General features: G+C 65.8%; 12 protein-coding genes. 2 read left to right on the top strand and 10 right to left on the bottom strand.

The window, feature by feature from the left end; genetic code table 11:
* Positions 1-53: 53 nt before the first annotated feature.
* Positions 54-1,577 (top strand): tryptophan halogenase family protein, encoded by a 1,524-nt coding sequence (locus AC1DYS_RS25635; protein ID WP_477904394.1) that lies wholly within the window; start codon positions 54-56, stop codon positions 1,575-1,577.
* An 85-nt stretch (positions 1,578-1,662) separates the two neighbouring features.
* Here the strand turns inward: AC1DYS_RS25635 and AC1DYS_RS25630 are convergent, their stop codons facing one another.
* From AC1DYS_RS25630 to AC1DYS_RS25585, 10 genes are all read right to left on the bottom strand, one after another.
* Positions 1,663-3,048 carry a GDSL-type esterase/lipase family protein gene (locus AC1DYS_RS25630; protein ID WP_477904393.1) on the bottom strand — a complete coding sequence of 462 codons (1,386 nt, stop codon included), beginning with the start codon at positions 3,046-3,048 and terminating at the stop codon, positions 1,663-1,665.
* A 202-nt stretch (positions 3,049-3,250) separates the two neighbouring features.
* Entirely contained in the window at positions 3,251-4,384 is a 1,134-nt protein-coding gene (locus AC1DYS_RS25625) for a glycoside hydrolase family 5 protein (protein ID WP_477904392.1), read from the bottom strand.
* A gap of 96 nt (positions 4,385-4,480) precedes the next feature.
* Positions 4,481-6,103 (bottom strand): family 43 glycosylhydrolase, encoded by a 1,623-nt coding sequence (locus tag AC1DYS_RS25620; RefSeq protein ID WP_477904391.1) that lies wholly within the window; start codon positions 6,101-6,103, stop codon positions 4,481-4,483.
* Positions 6,104-6,105: 2 nt separating this feature from the next.
* The gene (locus AC1DYS_RS25615) at positions 6,106-7,554 is read right to left on the bottom strand and encodes an MFS transporter (RefSeq protein ID WP_477904390.1); all 1,449 of its coding nucleotides are present in this window, start codon (positions 7,552-7,554) and stop codon (positions 6,106-6,108) included.
* A gap of 1 nt (position 7,555) precedes the next feature.
* Entirely contained in the window at positions 7,556-8,644 is a 1,089-nt protein-coding gene (locus AC1DYS_RS25610) for a LacI family DNA-binding transcriptional regulator (protein ID WP_477904389.1), read from the bottom strand.
* Between the two features lie 12 nt (positions 8,645-8,656).
* Entirely contained in the window at positions 8,657-10,021 is a 1,365-nt protein-coding gene (locus tag AC1DYS_RS25605) for a GH1 family beta-glucosidase (protein ID WP_477904388.1), read from the bottom strand.
* A 21-nt stretch (positions 10,022-10,042) separates the two neighbouring features.
* A complete protein-coding gene (locus tag AC1DYS_RS25600) occupies positions 10,043-11,383 on the bottom strand; it encodes a GDSL-type esterase/lipase family protein (RefSeq protein WP_477904387.1) in 1,341 nt (446 codons plus the stop codon).
* On the bottom strand, positions 11,383-13,032 hold the full coding sequence (locus AC1DYS_RS25595) for a DUF5597 domain-containing protein (protein WP_477904386.1): 1,650 nt from the start codon (positions 13,030-13,032) through the stop codon (positions 11,383-11,385). Before AC1DYS_RS25595 ends, AC1DYS_RS25600 begins: the two co-directional genes overlap by 1 nt.
* Before the next feature lie 199 nt (positions 13,033-13,231).
* Positions 13,232-13,390, bottom strand: a complete 159-nt coding sequence (locus tag AC1DYS_RS25590; protein WP_477904385.1) for a hypothetical protein — start codon at positions 13,388-13,390, stop codon at positions 13,232-13,234.
* A complete protein-coding gene (locus tag AC1DYS_RS25585) occupies positions 13,390-14,625 on the bottom strand; it encodes an ROK family protein (protein ID WP_477904384.1) in 1,236 nt (411 codons plus the stop codon). The genes AC1DYS_RS25590 and AC1DYS_RS25585 overlap by 1 nt, the downstream gene beginning before the upstream one ends.
* 165 nt (positions 14,626-14,790) lie before the next feature.
* Between AC1DYS_RS25585 and yicI the strand changes: the two genes are divergently transcribed.
* On the top strand, positions 14,791-17,076 hold the full coding sequence (gene yicI, locus AC1DYS_RS25580; RefSeq protein WP_477904383.1) for an alpha-xylosidase: 2,286 nt from the start codon (positions 14,791-14,793) through the stop codon (positions 17,074-17,076).
* The last annotated feature ends 88 nt before the right edge of the window (positions 17,077-17,164 follow it).

Genomic DNA, 17,164 nt, shown 5'->3' with positions numbered 1-17,164 from the left:
CCGGTGTCGACTGGACAGGTGCATGGTTGCGGTCGATCAAGAAAGGACACTTCGTGAACGGCAGCGCATTGCGCAAAGTAGTGATCGTTGGCGGAGGATCCGCGGGTTGGATCACGGCTGCCCCGCTAGCACGCATGCTGTGCGGACCGGCTGCGCAGCCCTGCGAGGTGGTCGTTGTGGAGTCGCCCGAGATCGGCACCGTCGGTGTCGGCGAAGCCACACTTCCAACCATCGCCTTCTACAACCAGATGCTCGGCCTCGACGAGGCGGAGTTCGTGCAAAAGACACGCGCAAGCTTCAAGCTGGGCATCGAGTTCAAGGACTGGGGTCGCATCGGCCACCGCTTCTTCCATGGCTTCGGCGACTTCGGCCCGACGATCCACAACCGCCCGTTGTGGATGTACTGGCTGCGGCTGCGCGCCACCGAGCCCAATCTGCCATCGTACGAAGAGTGGTCCACCGCCACGGTGATGGCGCGCCATGGGCGTTTCGCCTTGCCGCAAGACGGCGAGCCCTCGCCCGCCAATGCATACAAATACGCCTATCACTTCGACGCTGCGCTCTACGGTGCCTACCTGCGGGACTACGCACTGAAGCATGGCGCACAGCGAATCGAGGGCACCATCGTCAATGTCGAGACGCGCCCGGACGACGGCTTCGTGGCTGCACTTCATCTGCGCGACGGCCGCCGCATCGACGGTGACCTGTTCATCGACTGCTCGGGCTTTCGCGCGCTGCTGATCGGCGGCGTGATGAATTCACGTTACGAAGACTGGAGCCACTGGCTACCCTGTGACCGAGCACTGGCGGTACCCTGCGAGCGCGTGGACCCGATGACGCCCTACACCACCTCCAGCGCCAAAGCAGCCGGCTGGCAGTGGCGCATCCCGCTGCAGCACCGCACCGGCAACGGCCTGGTGTACTGCAGCGCACACGTGAGCGACGACGAAGCCGCGAGCACGCTGCTCAGTGGCCTGGATGGCCCGGCACTGGACGAACCGCGCCCGCTGCGCTTCACGACTGGCCGGCGGCGCGAGGGCTGGACGAAGAACGTGGTGGCCATCGGTCTGTCCTCGGGATTTCTGGAACCGCTGGAGTCCACCAGCATCCAGCTCATCATGGACGGAGTCAGCCGTCTGACGGCACTGATGCCAGATCGCCATTTCGCGCCTGCGCTGGCGGCGGAGTTCAATCGGCAGATGGCATATCGCTACGAGTCGGTGCGCGACTTCATCATCCTGCACTACAAGCTCGGCGAGCGCCGCGACAGCGCGTTCTGGCGTTACTGCGCCGAGATGCCGATTCCGGACGACCTGGCCCATCAGATCGAGCTGTTTCGCAGCACCGCTCGCGTGGCCATCATCGAGCCCGAAGGCTTCGGCGTGCCCTCATGGGCTTCGATCCTGTTCGGCCTGGGCATCATGCCGGAGCACTACGACCCGTACGTCGATCGGGTGGATGCCGCCATCGTGAAACAGCACTTGGCGGGAGTGCACGAAGCGATTCGTCGCACGGTGCTGAACACTCCCAGCCACGGCGACTTCCTGGCCCGACTGATCGCGCGCAGCGGCTCGTAGGCGGCGCTGCGCGGGCCGTCCTCACCCGTCAGAGGTGCTCGGCATCAAGGGTCATGTCTTCGGTGTCTGTGCATGATGAAGGTGTTCATCGAACCGGGTTCAGAAGCTTCTGCAGCGTGGGGTCCATCTCGCGTTGCCATATGGCGTAGCCGGTCGCGTTGGGATGCAGGTAGTCGGGCATCACGTCGCGCGACAGCGTTCCGTTGTCTTCGAGCAGCGCCGCGTTGATGTCGAGGTAGTGCACCGTGCGGCCATCGGCGTAGCCCGCGAGGATCTTGTTCACGCGCTCGTTGATGCCGCGAAGCAAGTCGCCGGGCTTCTCGCCGCGCGGGAAGATGGCCAGCAGCAGCACCTGGGTGCCGGGCAGGCGCTGGCGAATCTCATCGAGCAGGCGTTTGACCCCCGCTGCCGTGGTTTCGGGGTTCTCGGCCCGATGGCCGGTGTTGTTGGTGCCGATCATCAGCACCGTCACCTTCGGCGCCTGGCCGTCGAGTGCGCCGTGCTGCAATCGCCACAGCACGTTCTCGGTACGGTCGCCGCCGATGCCCAGATTGACGGCGTGGACCTTGTCATAGTGGCGCTGCCAGACCTCGCGGCCTACGTCGCCCCAACCCTGGGTGATGGAGTCGCCGATGAAGAGGAGTTCAGGGCGGTGCCCAGCAGCCAGGATCGCACGCGCTTCGTCCAGCCGCTTCTGGTGGGTCGGCAGCCACCAATCCACGGCCCAGGGCTGGTTCTGCATCGCCGGGGTAATCGATTCGGTGCGGTAGTCGGGACAGGCGGTGTTGGGCTTGCCGCCGCGCGTGATGCGCAGGTTCGCCACGCTGACACGCCCGCTGCCTGAGCCTTCGAGCATGAAGGGCATCGTCACCTCCGAGAAATCGGCGCCATCGCGCACGAAGCAGTTCAATGCGAGCGCCACGTGCTGCCACCCTTTGCCCTCCATGGCACGCGCCTGGTCCAGCACCACGGCGCGTTCGCAGCCGTTTCCACACGAGAGCTTGATCTTCACGCCGCCCTTGGCCAGGTCAGCAACGTGCAGGTCGAGTTCCAGCGTGCCGCCGAGCCAGGGCCGCAAGTCCATCGGCTGCGGGCTTTCGATGCGCAGCCAGGACGACCAGAGCCCACTCCAGTCGAGCAGCAGCGTCTCGCGCTGGCCGGCGGTGCCGCCAGCGCTCGCGCCCAGGTGGCTGTAGCGGGCGTATTCGGCCGTGGGCGTTGCCACCACCACGGACGCGCCGGTGAGTTCGGCCTGGCTTTCCCAGTGGCCGACAAAGGTCCGCCACGCGCCCGGGGGCGCAGGCAGCATGACCAGGTCCGTGTCGGCCTCGGCCCAAGCACCGCCGGCACACACCAGCAAGACGCTGGCGCATGCGGCTGCAAGCCGCTTGCACGCACTGTCCCGCATCACCGCCGCCGCACCGGCGTCGTCGTTGCCGCCGCTGGTGAAGGACTTGATCCGGTCACCCATGCAGGCACGCGCAGGGCTGCCAGGGTCGGCAGAACGCCTTGTCGAAATTCCAGTTCCTGTAGTTGCTTTCAAGACGAACCTCTTTGCATTCGACGACCGACCAACGTCGGCCCAGGTAGCGCCGCGACTCTCACACTTACTTCATACTCGCACGGCTTCACACGGCCCGCGACTCGAGTCGACGGCCAAAGAAATCCCTCGCTCAGCGGCCGGACTCGACGATCGCCCGGATCACATCCGGTTCTTTCTGAGCGCCGGTGCTGCGGTCGATCAAGGCACCGGTGTCCCACCACATCGGCACCAGCCCGTGCTTGCGCATCGAACCCGTGACGTGCCGGATCCAGTAGTCGACGTAGGGCTTCATGCCGGGGAACTGCTGCTTTGGATACGCGCCGTACTCACCGACCAGAACCGGCACGCCCCGATCGACGAAGCGTTTCTGCATCGCGCTGAACTGCTTCTCGACCCAGGGCTCGTCGGCCCACGTCTGGGTCGCGGCAGGATCCTTGGCAATGGCGCCCCATTGCCAGATCTTGCTGTCCCTGTTGAGTGCGAAGTCGTACGGGTCGTAGTAGTGAACCTCCATCATCAGCCGGTCAGCGATGGTGTCCTTGGGCAGTACCGCGTGCTTGAGCGTGTGGTCGATATTGGTGTTGTAGCCCTGCACGACGAGGTGCCGCTTCGCGTTGTTGCCGCCGGTGGCGCGCACGGTGGTAACGAAGGTCTGGTTGAAGCTGTTCTGCACCGCGGCGTACTCGTCGGTCGGCGGCGTGAACAGGTTTTCCATGCCGACCTCATTGGTGCCGGCGAACAGGAGGTGCTCGTCGTAGTCTTTGAACGCGTTGGCGATCTGTGTCCATAGGCGGGCGAGCCGCGCATTCAGCGCGGCCTGTTTGTCGTAGGTCGTGTGATTCAGCCAGCCGCCGTCCCAGTGTGTGTTGATCATCACGTACAGGCCAGCGCGACGAGCGTGGTCCACGACCTGCTTGACGCGGGCGATCCAGGCCGGGTCGATGCGGTCCTGGGCATCCGCATGGGCGAGCCAGGCCACAGGAATGCGCACGCTGTTGAAACCGGCGGCCTTGTACGCATCCATGACTTTCTGAGCGGTGGGTGGGTTGCCCCACGAGGTCTCGGTCGGGAGGGCCTCCAGCGTGTTGCCCAGGTTGATGCCCGGCGACATGGCCTGTGCAAGATCCTTGTTCGTGCTCGAGACGGTGCGCGTCGAGGCAGCGGCAACCGGGTCGCCAGGTGGCGTGGCACACCCCGCCAGCGCGGCAGCCATGCCCAGGGCGGCGGCGAGGCACTGGCGCCGCGTGCGGATGATGGGGTTCATGGTGCTATGTCTCCAGGTTTTGGGAATGGAGGTGCGAAGCCGTGTCCGCCATGGCGCCGAGGTCACGACGACGATCAACTTCGGTGGCAACTCCCTTCATCCCGGCAGCCCCCGGTATTGGAAATTGCGAAAGCGAACCTCGCCGCTACCGGCCGCGTACAGCGCCAGTCGCAACGCGAGGAAGCCGCCGAACACGTTCTGGTGATAGCCCGAGACCTCGCGCTCCCAGCCCTGCTTGACCCACGGGCCGTTGTCCAGCGCGTAGTAGAAGGTGACGTCGTGCGCGACGTTGCGCAGCTTCAGCCGGTAGCGGCGCGCTGGCGCCTTCTCCCGCGCCCAGCTCTGTTCTTGGCCGTAGTGGTGGATGAACATGGTGCCGCCACCAAACCCCAGCCCAAGGTGGCCACGGTCGTCGTAGAACAGTGCCACGCCACCTTGCGCGCCCTCGCCCACCTCCAGCTCGACCTCGGCCTCGTAATGGCGGTCGCCCACGGTGCAGACCAGCGGCGAGCATTCGGCCAGCGACTTGCCCTTGGCACGCAGCACCAGTCCGCCGCCATCTAGGCGCGCGCGGCCACTTTCGTCACCGGTCGGTCGGAAGATGGCCCACTGGGTGCCGAATCGGGCTTGCGTGAAGTCGTCGCTCAGGGGGAACCCCGCGGGGCTCGCCTGTCCGCCCCTGGGCTTGGGCAACGGGCGGTCCAGCGTGCCGCCCTTGGCGCGCAGCCAGCCGTCGGCAGTCCATTCGACTGGATCGAGCAGCACCTGGCGCCCGAGCGTGCGGTAGCCGCTTTCGTAGCCGTGGTAGACCATCCACCAGTCGCCCGCCGGGCCCTCGACCACCGACGCATGGCCGCGTGACCACCACGGCTCGGCGGCGCTCTTGGTGCGCACGATCGGGTTGAACGGGCAGTCTTGCCACGGTCCGTGGATAGAGCGCGAACGCGCCACCGTCACCATGTGGCTGGTAGCTGGTCCCGCGGTGCCGCCCACGGCGGCGATCATGTAGAAGTACTCGCCATGGCGCAGCAGCTTCGGGCCCTCGGGCGCGAACATCTCCACCACCCAGTCCTTGGGGTACTGCCAAGGCGTGTGTGCGTGTTCGACTTGGCCCACGGTGGCCAGCCCGTCATCGGTGAGTCCAATGCGGCGCACGCCGTTGACGAACAAGTAGCGCTTGCCGTCTTCACCCACAACATGGCCCGGGTCGATGCAGCCGTCGAGCCCGAGGTCGATCGGGTCGCTCCAGGGCCCGTGAATGCTGTCGGCGTGCACGACGTAGACGGCCATCCGCTGCGGTTGCAGGACGGGGATGTAGATGAAGTAGCGTCCCTCGTGTTTCACCAGATCCATGGCCCACACGGTGCCGATGTTCTTGTGCAGCGCGGGGCCGACGGGCGCCCAGTTCACCAGGTCCCGCGATTGCCAGATCACCGCGCCCGGATAGAACTGGAACGACGAGAACGTCATGTAGTAGCCCGCACCATCCTTCAAGATCGTCGGGTCGGCATGGTCGCCGGGCACGATCGGATTGCGGAAGGTGCCGTTGCCCAGATCGGCCTTGCGCTGGCCTTCGAACCCGAGGCCGAAGATCGGCTCGGCAGGTGCGGCGGGACCCGCAAGGCGTGGCGCCGCCTGTGCGGTCAGCCCAGCAGCACCGGTGGAGACGAAGGCCGCCGATGCGAAGAACCGACGGCGCGTGGACGAGAGGTCGCTCATGGTCAGACAGTCCCCCGGCGGCTTTCGAGCTGGACGCGGATCTCCCCCATGCGCTTCTCGTCGAGACGCATGCGCAGCACGACGATCAGCGCGATGACGAGGCCGATGACCGGGATGCCCGACAGCAGCAAGCGGATGACGAGGATCACGCTTTCGTCTTGAATCGGCAGCTTGGAGTCGAAGCCGGTGAACTGCAGGATCCAGCCGGAGGCGCCGTTGCCGATGGCCATGCCGGCCTTCGTGATCCACGATTGGCAGGCCGAGAACGAACCCTCGCGCCGCTGGCCCGTTTCCAACTCGTCGTCGTCCATCACGTCGGCGAGGGCCGAGCCGTAGATCGTCCAGAAGCCGGCGCCGGTGAAGGCGACGAAGCCGCAGGCGAGCAGTTGCAGCGCCGGAAACGCGGGGTTGTAGAACCACCAGTCGCCGATGAAGGCCGCGACAGCACCGATCAGGACGGTGATGAGTGCGGCGCGCTTGCCCTTTCGTTTGGCGATGGCGCCGAAGAACGGGATGCCAGCAAAGCCGAACACCATGCCCGCCACACCCATTGCCGTGTTCCACTGCCCGGCCAGCGTCAGGTCGCCGCCGCAGACGTGGTAGATCGTGGTGTAGTAGCCCAGCACCGAGACCATCGCCGTGGCCATGCCATAGGCCATCATCGCGGTCAGCAGAATTCGGAAGTGCCGATTTTTCAAGGTGCGGTACAAGGTGTCGCGAATCGGCACCTTGCTGCCGTGCGCGACGACGACCGTCGCGTAGTAGCGCTCGCGAACCATGAAGAACACCGCGACCGCCGCGGCGACCATGATGGCGCCCAGGATCGACGTATAGACCTGGGCACCCTTCAAGATGTCCGGCTTGCCGTTCGCGTCGTAGAAGATCACGAGCGTCGTGAACTGCGCGGCGCCGAACATCGCCAGCTCGGGCAGCTTCTGGACCACCGCCCTGATTTGCTGGACGGTGGTGCGCTCGTGATAGTCCGGCGTCATCTCCGAGCCCAAGCTCACCCAGGGCATGTTGAAGCAGCTCATGACCGGCACGTAGAGCAGCAGCGACACGAGCATGAACCAGAAATACTGCATGTCAGACCAGCCGCGCCCGACGGCGAACATCAGCGGCAGGCCCACCCCGGCCAGCACACCGCCCACCAGGATGAACGGCCGGCGTCGGCCCCAGCGTGTGCGCGTGTTGTCGGAGAGCCAGCCGAAGAAGACATCCGAGACCGCGTCCAACAGGACCTTGAGCATCATCACCGTCGAGATCAGGCCCGGTGCCACCCCCAGGGCGAGGTTGAAGACCTGGTACGCGAGCGATGAGTAGAGCCAGTGGCCCCACATGTCAAGAATGGAGCCCAGGCCGTAACCCACCTTCTGGCGCATGGGCAGGCGGTCGGGCGCGATCGCGGTCGCGGGCGCGGCGGCGATGTGAGTCGCAGGGATAGCAGACATGTCAGGCAATCGTGATCTTGGTCGTGCGCGGTGCGAACAGCGTCGCTCCGGGGACAACCACCGTGGGAAGCACGGTGCTAGTCGCAACGTGTACGGGAGTTTGGTCTTGTCTTGCTTCGATGAGGCCGATCAGCGTGTCAACCGCTTGCCGACCCAGCTGGCCTAGCGGCTGAGACACGGTGGACAAGCGCGCAGCCCGCGCAAGCAAGGTGTTATCGAAGCCAACAAGCGAGATATCGGCTGGCACGCGATGGCCGCGCACGATCAGGCGGTCGAAGCAGCCGAGAGCGACCGCGTCGCTCGCGGCGAATATGGCGTCGGGCAGCGGCTGCCCGGCATGGCGCGCCAACCAAGCCTCGAGCCCATCGCGCCCTCCCTCGACCGTGAAGTCAGTCCGAATGACGAATTCGGGCAACGGCGTGAAACCGGCTTCGGCATGCGCCCGCAAGTAGCCGCCGAGGCGACGCTCGGCGCCTCGCGTTCCGATGGGGCCGCCCACATGCAAGATGCGACGGTGGCCCAACTCCAGCAAGCGCCGGACCGCCCGATACGCGCCACCTTCGTCGTCGGACTCCAGGTTGGGTACGCCGGGGATCTCGTGGTTCGCATGCACGGAGACCATCGGCGTGTGCCGGGGCAGCCACTCGGCCGCATCGGCTTCCAGCAGCGGCGCCAGCAGGATCAGGCCGTCGATGCGCCCGTCGCAGAATTTCGGCACCTGATGTCGGGCGACGTCCCAATCGACCATCGTGAAGACGGTAGTGGTCTGCCCGTGCGCGGCCGCGCCTTGCATGACGCCGTTGAAGACTTCGAGGAAGTACAAGTTCGGCTCGTCGCCGAGCAGCGTCGCCACCATGCCCAGCGTGTTCATGCGCTGGACCGCCAGTCCGCGGGCGGTCGCGTTCGGCCGGTAGTTCAGCTTCTCGGCGGCCGCGATGACGCGTGCACGGGTTTCGTCCGAGATCCGGGTCGAGGTTTGCGCGCCGTTGAGAACGGCTGATGCGGCCATCGCAGAAACGCCAGCCTCGCGCCCCACGTCACTGAGGGTCGCGGCACGCAGCCTGCGGCTGGGAGGGGAGTTCTTAGGCATGGGCGTTGTGTATCAGACGATGCGACGCGTGCGCATCACGTCAGCGTAGTAGCGCGCCGACAGCTTGGGCGTGCGCACCTGCGTCGCGAAGTCGCAGTGCACGATGCCGAAGCGTCGTTCGTAGCCATCTTCCCATTCGTAGTTGTCGATGAACGACCACAGGAAGTAGCCATCCAGCGGCACGCCGTCGGCGATGGCGCGGTGTGCCTCGCGCAGATGGTTGCGCAGGAAGTCACGGCGGTGCAGGTCGATCACCTCGCCGTTCACCACATCCTCGTGGTTGTAGCCGCAGCCGTTCTCGGTGATGTAGATCGAGCGGTAGCCATACAGCTCGTGGCACATGCGCGTGGCCCAGTAGATCGCCTGCGGCACCAGGTTGAGCCACGGGCTGTCGGCGCGCGGGTAGTTGGCGGGCAGCGGCAGCGCCTCGTAGGCCTGGCCGTCGCGTCCGGCGCGCACAAAGGTGGCGGTGTAGACGTTCAGGCCGAGGAAGTCGGTGGGCAGCCCAATCAGGTTGAAGTCGCCTGGTTGCACTACGGGCGCATTGGCACCGGCGCGAGCCATCCAGGCCTGCGCCTCGCTCTTGCCCTGCATCACGCCGAGGATGTGCAGGTTCTTGTCGAGGAACCATGCCTTGGCGGCAGCGATGTCGTCTGGCGTCTCGGTGACGGGGACGCACACGTCGCAGTTGTCGGTCAGGCCCACGCGCGCACCGGGCCCGCCGAACTCGCGCACCGCGCGCACCGCATGCCCATGGCACAGCAGCGCATGGTGATACGTCTGGTTCACCACAGCCTCGCTTTCCTTGCGGCCTGGCGCTTTGCTGCCGGTGCCGTAGGCCAGCAGGGTGAAGCAGCGGATCTCGTTGAGCGTGATCCAGTTTTTCACCTGGTCTGCGAGCGCCTTGACCACGGTCTGGGCGTAGACGGCGAAGGCGTCGACGGTGGCGCGCGAAACCCAACCGCCCCGCTCTTCCAGCGCTTGCGGCAAGTCCCAATGGAAGAGCGTGACCCAGGGCGTGATGCCATGGTGATGCAGGCTGGCGAGCAACCGGCGATAGAAGTCCAGGCCGGCCTCGTTGACCTCACTGTCGCCGTTCGGAAAGATGCGCGGCCAGGCGATCGACAAGCGATAGTTCTTCACTCCCAACGAGGCCATCAGCGCGAAGTCCTCGTCAAAACGGTTGTAGTGATCGCAGGCGACATCGAGATTGTCCCCGTTTGCCACCTTGCCCGGCGTGCGGGCGAAGTGGTCCCAGATCGAGGCGCCTTTGCCGTCGGTGAAGGCCGCTCCTTCGATCTGCGCGGCGGCGGCCGCAACGCCGAAGACGAATGAGGGCGGGAAGGCCTTGGAGTCGGTAATGGTGCTGGTGCTCATTGGATGGGTACTTCTGTGGTGCTATGGAAGGGAGAGCAGGCGCTCCAGCGTCGGCACGATTGCGCGTGCCCACTGCCGGTAGCCTTTTTCGCTCAGGTGCAAGAGGTCGGGCATCACGTCTCTTGCGATGGTGCCGTCGGTGTTCATCAGCGACGCGTTGATGTCGAGGAAGAAGACGTCGCGGCCGTCGTGCAGGCCGGCGATCCGCTCGTTGACGCGGTTGTTCAGGCGCCGCAGCAGCGTGTTCGGCTGCTCGTCGCGCGGGAAAATCGCCAGCACCAGCACCTTCGTCCCGGGCTGACGCTTGCGTAGTTCTTCGACGACGCGGCGGATGCCTGCGGCCGTAGTGTTGGGGTCCTCTTGCCGGTCGCCGGTGTTGTTGGTGCCGATCATCAGCACCGCCACCTTCGGCGCGATGCCGTCGACCTCGCCATTCTGCAAGCGCCACAGTACGTTTTCGGTCCTGTCACCGCCGTACCCGAGATTCAGCGGGTGGTACCTGCCAAAGGCCTGGTCCCACACCGGACGGCCGACGTTCTCCCAGCCGTGGGTGATCGAGTCACCGATGAACACCATGCTTGGCGGTGTGCCGGCCGCCTTCAGCGCGCGCAATTCCAGCAGCTTGTCCTCGTGCCGGCGCATCCACCAGTCCACCGCCCAGGTTTGCAGCAGCGGTCCCGGAGTGACCGACTCGGTACGGTAGTCCGGGCACGCAGCGCTGGGCTTGCCGCCACGAACGATGCGCACGTTGGACACCATGACCGCACCGCTGCCGTGGGTGTCGACGACGAAGGGCTGCGAGATGGCGCTGAAATCGTTGCCGTCGCGCTCGAAACACGTGAGCGCGAAAGACAGACGCTGCCAGCCCAGGCCCTGCAGCGCGCGCGAAGGCAACACGTAGTTCACCTTGCGCCCGCAATCCCGACCGCAGCCCATCGCGAAACTGAGGCCCGACTTGGCGACATCCAGCACGTTCACCTCGACCTCCAGCGTGGAATCAGGCAACCATCGGCGCAGGTCCATCGGCCGATCGGCCACCAGGCGCAGGCTGGTGAACCAGGTGTTCTGCCAGCGCAGTTCGAGCGCGTCGGCATCGGCGCGGCGCGGCGTTCGGCGCAGGTTGGCGTCGCTGGCCGGCTCGCCGGCCTTGGCGGTGTTGGGCATCGACACCGACGCCGCGGCGAGGTCGAGCTGACCGCCCGGGCCGGCCAGTTGCACGCGCAGACCGGCGGCTTGGCCGTTGCCGAACAGCACCAGTGTGTCGGGCTCGGCCGGAGCTCGCTTGATGGCGCATCCACCCAGCACGAGCGCCGCCAGCGACATGCCAGCCGCCATCGCTGCACGACCTATGAGGCCCTTCATCACTGGTAGCGTCCCATCTTCACCTTGAGCACCACCGGTCGCCCGGTGAAGTTCAGTCCCCAGTCGACCTGATCGCCGTTCCAGCGGCGCTCCATGACCCAGCGGCCACTTGCATCGAAGCGGCCCTGCTCGGCGCGGTCGATCATGGCCCGGCCGCTGCCCTCGGCATCGTCCAGCCGGACCCGCGCGAACTGGCCGACGAGAATGAACTCGTCCTCTGCGATCTGCGCGATCGCTACGCCGCCCTGGGCCTTCGCGGCGTGCGGTGGCGCCTCCTTCGCGTTGCCCGGCCATTCCCTCTCGCCGAACATCCATTGCCCGAAGGTGACCTTGGCCATCCAGCCGTTCATCACAATCGTCTGGTCGCCGTGGTCGTCGCCTTCTGCCACGCCCCGGGTGCGACCCTCGAAGGCCCAGCGCGCCCACTGGCGCTGCATGGGCGCAAAGACCTTGAACACGCGGGCGAAGGGCTCGACCATCGAGCGGTCACTGCGCTTGGCGCCGAGCGGGAAGTTCGCGTAATCGAAGTAGTCGATGCCGAACGGCGCCACGCCGATCGCCCCTCGCCCAAGAATCTGGTAGACGTAACGCGCGAAGGCCTCGGCGTTGCCGAGTTCCGGCACCCACAGCGCGTTGTCCGGGCGCTGGAACTTCTGCAGATTGGCGGTGACCTTGTCCGACTCGGCCTGGTAGAGGTCCGGCCCGATGATGTCGATGCTCGGCGCGGCGGCCTTGTAGATGTCAATGACGTCGTAGGTCGGGCCACCGGAGGCGAAGTTGCTCTTCCACGGCGCCAACGGCTCGAGCGGCTCGCGCAGCGCGTTGTTCACGTACATCGGCAGGTCGTAAGCGGCGCGCCCGGCCTTCGCGATGAACTCGATGTAGCTGGCGATGGCCCAGGCGTGGAAGTACTCGTCGGCGTAGTCGCCGTACACCGCGCGCCACGAGCCGCTGGCAGCGCCCGGCACCGGCGGCTTCTTGCGCGCGAGCACGGCGGCGGGCACGTCGCGGTCGAACGCCGCCTGCGCCCTCGCTCCGAAATCGCGCACCGTCCCGAAGGTCCCGACCTCGTTTTGCACCTGCACGAGGATGACGGTGCGCTCGCGGGTGTCGACCTTCTTCAGATGCGTCATCAGCGCGACGAAGGCCTTCCTGTCGGCTTCCAGCGTGTGCTCACCCAAGGGCGAGAGGCAATAGCTGTTCTTGCCGTCGCGGTCCACCATGCGCGGAAAGCGCCGGTTGTCGAACTTCACCCACGCCGGGACGTACTGCGGGCTGGTGTTCTTCCACGTGCCGAACCACAGCAGCACGACGCGCATTCGGTGCGCGCGCGCCTGCTGCAGCAACGTGTCGAGGAAGGAGAAGTCGAAGCGGCCCTCGACCGGCTCGACTTGCTCCCATGAGATCGGCACCTCCACCGTGTTGGCCCCGAGATCTTTGGCGGCGGGCCACACCTGATCCAGCGCGCCGGACCAGTTGCTTGAGTTGTGAACCTGGGCGCCGAGTACCGTGAACGGCGCACCGTCGACCATCAGCGCATGGCGCCCGTCGCGCTGCAGAAGGTGGGTGCGCGCAGCGGCCTCGGCGGCCTGGGCGAACGTGCAAGCCAGGACCAGGGTCAGGGCGGCGGCGAATCGGAGCAGGATCATGGTTGCAATTGATTAATGTGAAGCCGGCGAGCTGTGCCGCTTGAGCGGTCTCGGTGCACCAGTTGGAATCGTTCGGTGTCGAGCCTGGCACCACGATGGCCGACACGCTCACTAACGCCTACTTCCTGACTCAACTTCCAGTGCTTGATTTTTCGATAAATCTACAACACGTCAAGGGGAATTGCTGGCAGGATTTTCACTACATCGGATGTCCTTCAGCACCGAACGTCCAGGCGGCCCACATCTGCGTACAGGCCCGCGCCGGCGCGCCACCACTGCCGGCCCGCTGAGTCTCGCCCGCATCGGTCAGCAAGAGCACCCTCACCTCCGACGTGCCGAAGTTGATGCTGAGGAACATCAGACGACGTCCGCCAAGGCCAGTTCTCGGTCGCCGACGGATCGCGCCTCGATGAGCGTGCGTGTCAACCGATACCGGACCAGGCCCGCAGCGCCCAAGGCGACGGCATCGGCGCCATAGCGCGAAAGCCTGACCTGCGGGGCTGCGAACCCTGCCGCGCTCGCGTACTCGCCCAGCGTGCGCAGCGCCGGGCGCAGGAACGCATCTCCCAGTTCGACCAGGGCCCCTCCCAAGACGATGCACCCGGGGTCGTAGGCCGCAGCGAGGTTCTGCAACAGGACGCCCAGGTAGGCCCCGGCGCGTTCTACCGCGCCCAGGGTCGCCTCGTCACCCGCGGCGACGAGGTGCTGCACCTGCTTCAAGGCAAGATCGTTCGGCACACCTGGGGCCATCGAACGTGGGCCGATCAACGCCTCGGCACAGCCGTGCCGCCCGCAGGAACAGAGCGGCCCATCGGCGTCCAGGACCATGTGACCGACCTCGCCGGCGAATCCGCGATGACCCGTGAGCAGCCGCTCGTCGACAATCACGCCCGCACCGACGCCCTGATTGACGCTGACGTACAGCAGCGGATCGGCAACCTGCTCCCGGTTGAATTCCAACTCGCCGACGGCCGCCACATCGGCCTCGTTCTGAATGCACAAAGGTACCGATTCCAGCGGCGTGCCTTCGAGCCGCTTGCGCAGAAGCTCGATCACCGGCACCGCCTTCCATTTCAGGTTCGGCGCAAAGTGCAACATGCCGTTGGCCTCGCTGACTCCGCCGGGAACTCCCACGCCGATCCCGACTACTCGTTGGGTCCGAACGTCGATCTGCCGCAAAAGCTTCTGCATCGCACTCGCCAGAACACCGATGCACGCATTGGCGCTGCGTGACGAGCCGTAGCCTGAGCGGGCATGGGCAAGAATTTCTCCGGTCAACGACGTTGCCACCACGCGCACACCGTCGATGCCCACCTCGCCTCCGATGAGCACGAGCCGGGTCGGGTCAATGAACAGCGGTGTCGGCCGCCGCCCCAGATCACCCGTGGCGAGAACCTCGCTCTCGACAAGCCAACCTTCCTCGACGAGTTCGCGCACAAGAATGCTGACAGTGGACTTCGTCAGTTGCACCGTGGTCGCGAGGTCACTGCGCGACAGACCGGGGTGCCTGCACAGAGCCCTGACGAGCGCCATCTTGTTGACGCTCTTCAGAACTTGCTGATGCCCCCGGGCCGCGCCAAGTTCATCCAGCAAGTTGCACCCCTCTTCGGCAGCGGCGCCGGCAAGTCTCGGTCTTCATCCAGTCGATGATAAATTCGTGCATCGAACAAATGTATGCGTGTAAGCCCCTAGCGAAACCCATTGGCTTGGCTTGCACGCAACTTTATACTTTTCGGATCAATTTATGGATAAATCATCTTGAAGTTCACTGACGGCCAATGGCTTCTCCAACCCGGTGTGACGGCGCACTACGCGTCGCAGAACTATCACACGCAAGTGCTGGAGGATCGTCTGGTGGTTCTGGCCACCAACAAACCCATCAAGCACCGCGGCGACACGCTGGCCGGACCGACGCTGACACTGGTCCTCAGCTCGCCGCTCGAAGGCGTGATCCGCGTGAGCGTCGAGCACTACGCAGCCTCGCAGCCGCCGCGGCTGCACGTGCCAATGCCCGGCGCCACCCGCGTGCCCGTGCGCATCGAGGAAAGCGACGACGCCTGGACGCTAACCAGCGGTGCGATCTCGGTCGACGTAAAGAAGGGCGATGCCTGGTGCCTGACCTTCCGCGAGGGCAGCCGCGTCCTCACGCGCAGCGATTGGCGCGGCCTCGGCTACATCCAGTACGCCGGCCGCGGCAACTTCATGCACGAGCAGCTCACGCTGGAGGTGGGCGAGTGCGTCTACGGCCTGGGCGAGCGCTTCACGCCCTTCATCAAGAACGGCCAGGTGGTCGAGAACATCAACAAGGACGGCGGAACGGCCTGCGACCAGGCCTACAAGAGCGTGCCGTTCTACCTGTCGAGCCGGGGCTATGGCGTACTGGTCAATGAGGCCGGTCCGGTGTCGTTCGAGGTAGCCACCGAGAAGACCACGCGCGTGCAGTTCAGCCGCGAAGGCGAGAGCCTGGACTACTGTGTCTTCGCCGGCCCCACGCCCAAAGACGTGCTGGGGCGGCTCACCGCCCTCACCGGCCGCGCGCCTCTGCCGCCCGCCTGGACCTTCGGCCTGTGGATGACGACCTCGTTCACGACGCAATACGACGAGGCCACCGCTACCCACTTCATCGACGAGATGAAGCGGCGCGACCTGCCGCTGGCGGTGTTCCACTTCGACTGCTTCTGGATGCGCGAATTCGAGTGGATGAACTTCACGTGGGACTCGCGCGGCTTCCCCGCTCCCGAAGCGATGCTCGCGCGGCTGCGCGCCAAGGGCCTGAAGATCAGCCTCTGGATCAATCCATACGTCGCGCAGCAGTCGCCGTTGTTCGCCGAAGGCGTGCGCGAGGGCTATTTCATCAAGCGCGCCAACGGCCTGACCTTCCAGACCGACCTCTGGCAGCCTGGCATGGCGATCATCGACTTCACCAACCCGGCGGCGGTGGCCTGGTACCAAGGCCACTTGCGTCGCATGCTGGCGATGGGCGTCGACTGCTTCAAGACCGACTTCGGCGAGCGCATTCCCGACACCGGTGTGGTCTACCACGACGGCTCCGACCCGGTGGAGATGCACAACCTCTATGCGCTGCAATACAACGAAGTCGTCTTCAACCTGCTGCGTGAAGTGAAAGGTGCCGACGCGGTGGTCTTCGCGCGCAGCACCTATGCCAGCGGCCAGCGCTTCCCTGTGCACTGGGGCGGTGACTGCTGGTCCACCTTCGGCTCGATGGCCGAAAGCCTGCGCGGCGGCCTGTCGCTCACGAGCTGCGGCTTCGCGTTCTGGAGCCATGACATCGGCGGCTTCGAAGGCAACCCGCCACCGGCCGTCTACAAGCGCTGGATCCAGTTCGGCCTGCTGTCGTCGCACAGCCGCCTGCACGGCAGCAGCGGCTACCGCGTGCCCTGGCTGGTGGACGAAGAAAGCTGCGACGTGCTCAGGCTGTTCACGCGGCTGAAGCACCAGCTCATGCCCTACCTGTTCGCCAAGGCGATCGAGGCCACCGAAACCGGCGTGCCGGTGATGCGGGCGATGGTCATCGAACATCCGGAGGACCCGGCCAGCCCCACGCTGGACCGCCAGTACCACCTGGGCGAAGCCCTGCTGGTGGCGCCAGTGTTCAACGACAGCGGTGAGGTCGACTTCTACCTGCCCGACCTCGGTGGCGGCATGTGGACCAACCTGCTCAGCGGCGAGAAGCGCGCTGGTGGCCGGTGGGTGCGCGAGACCCATGGCTTCCTGAGCCTGCCGCTTTACGTCGCTCCGGGCACCGTGCTGCCCTGGGGTGCCGAGACTGAACGGCCGGACTACGGCTATGCCCGCGGCGTCACCCTGCGTGTGTTCGAACTCGCCGACGGCGCGAGCGCCGCATTCGTGGTGCCCACGCCGGCCGGCGGCATCGCCGCACGCGGCGTGGTCGAACGCAGCGGCGGCACCTACACCGCCAGCGTCACCGAGGGTGCGTTGCTGGACTGGAGCCTGCAGGTGGAAGGCCAGCGCAGTCCGGTGCAGGTCCAAGGCGGTCGCTTGACCTGGGGCGCGGGCCGATGAGCCGCGGCGGTAGTTTCGGCACCCGCGCGTCGCGTTCGAGTGGGCGCTGCAGTAGGCAGCTGCGCCGGTCAGACAACCACAGCACCAT

The sequence above is a fragment of the Rhizobacter sp. P2_G4 genome, assembly GCF_056403575.1.
This window is presented reverse-complemented; position numbering and strand designations above follow the sequence as displayed.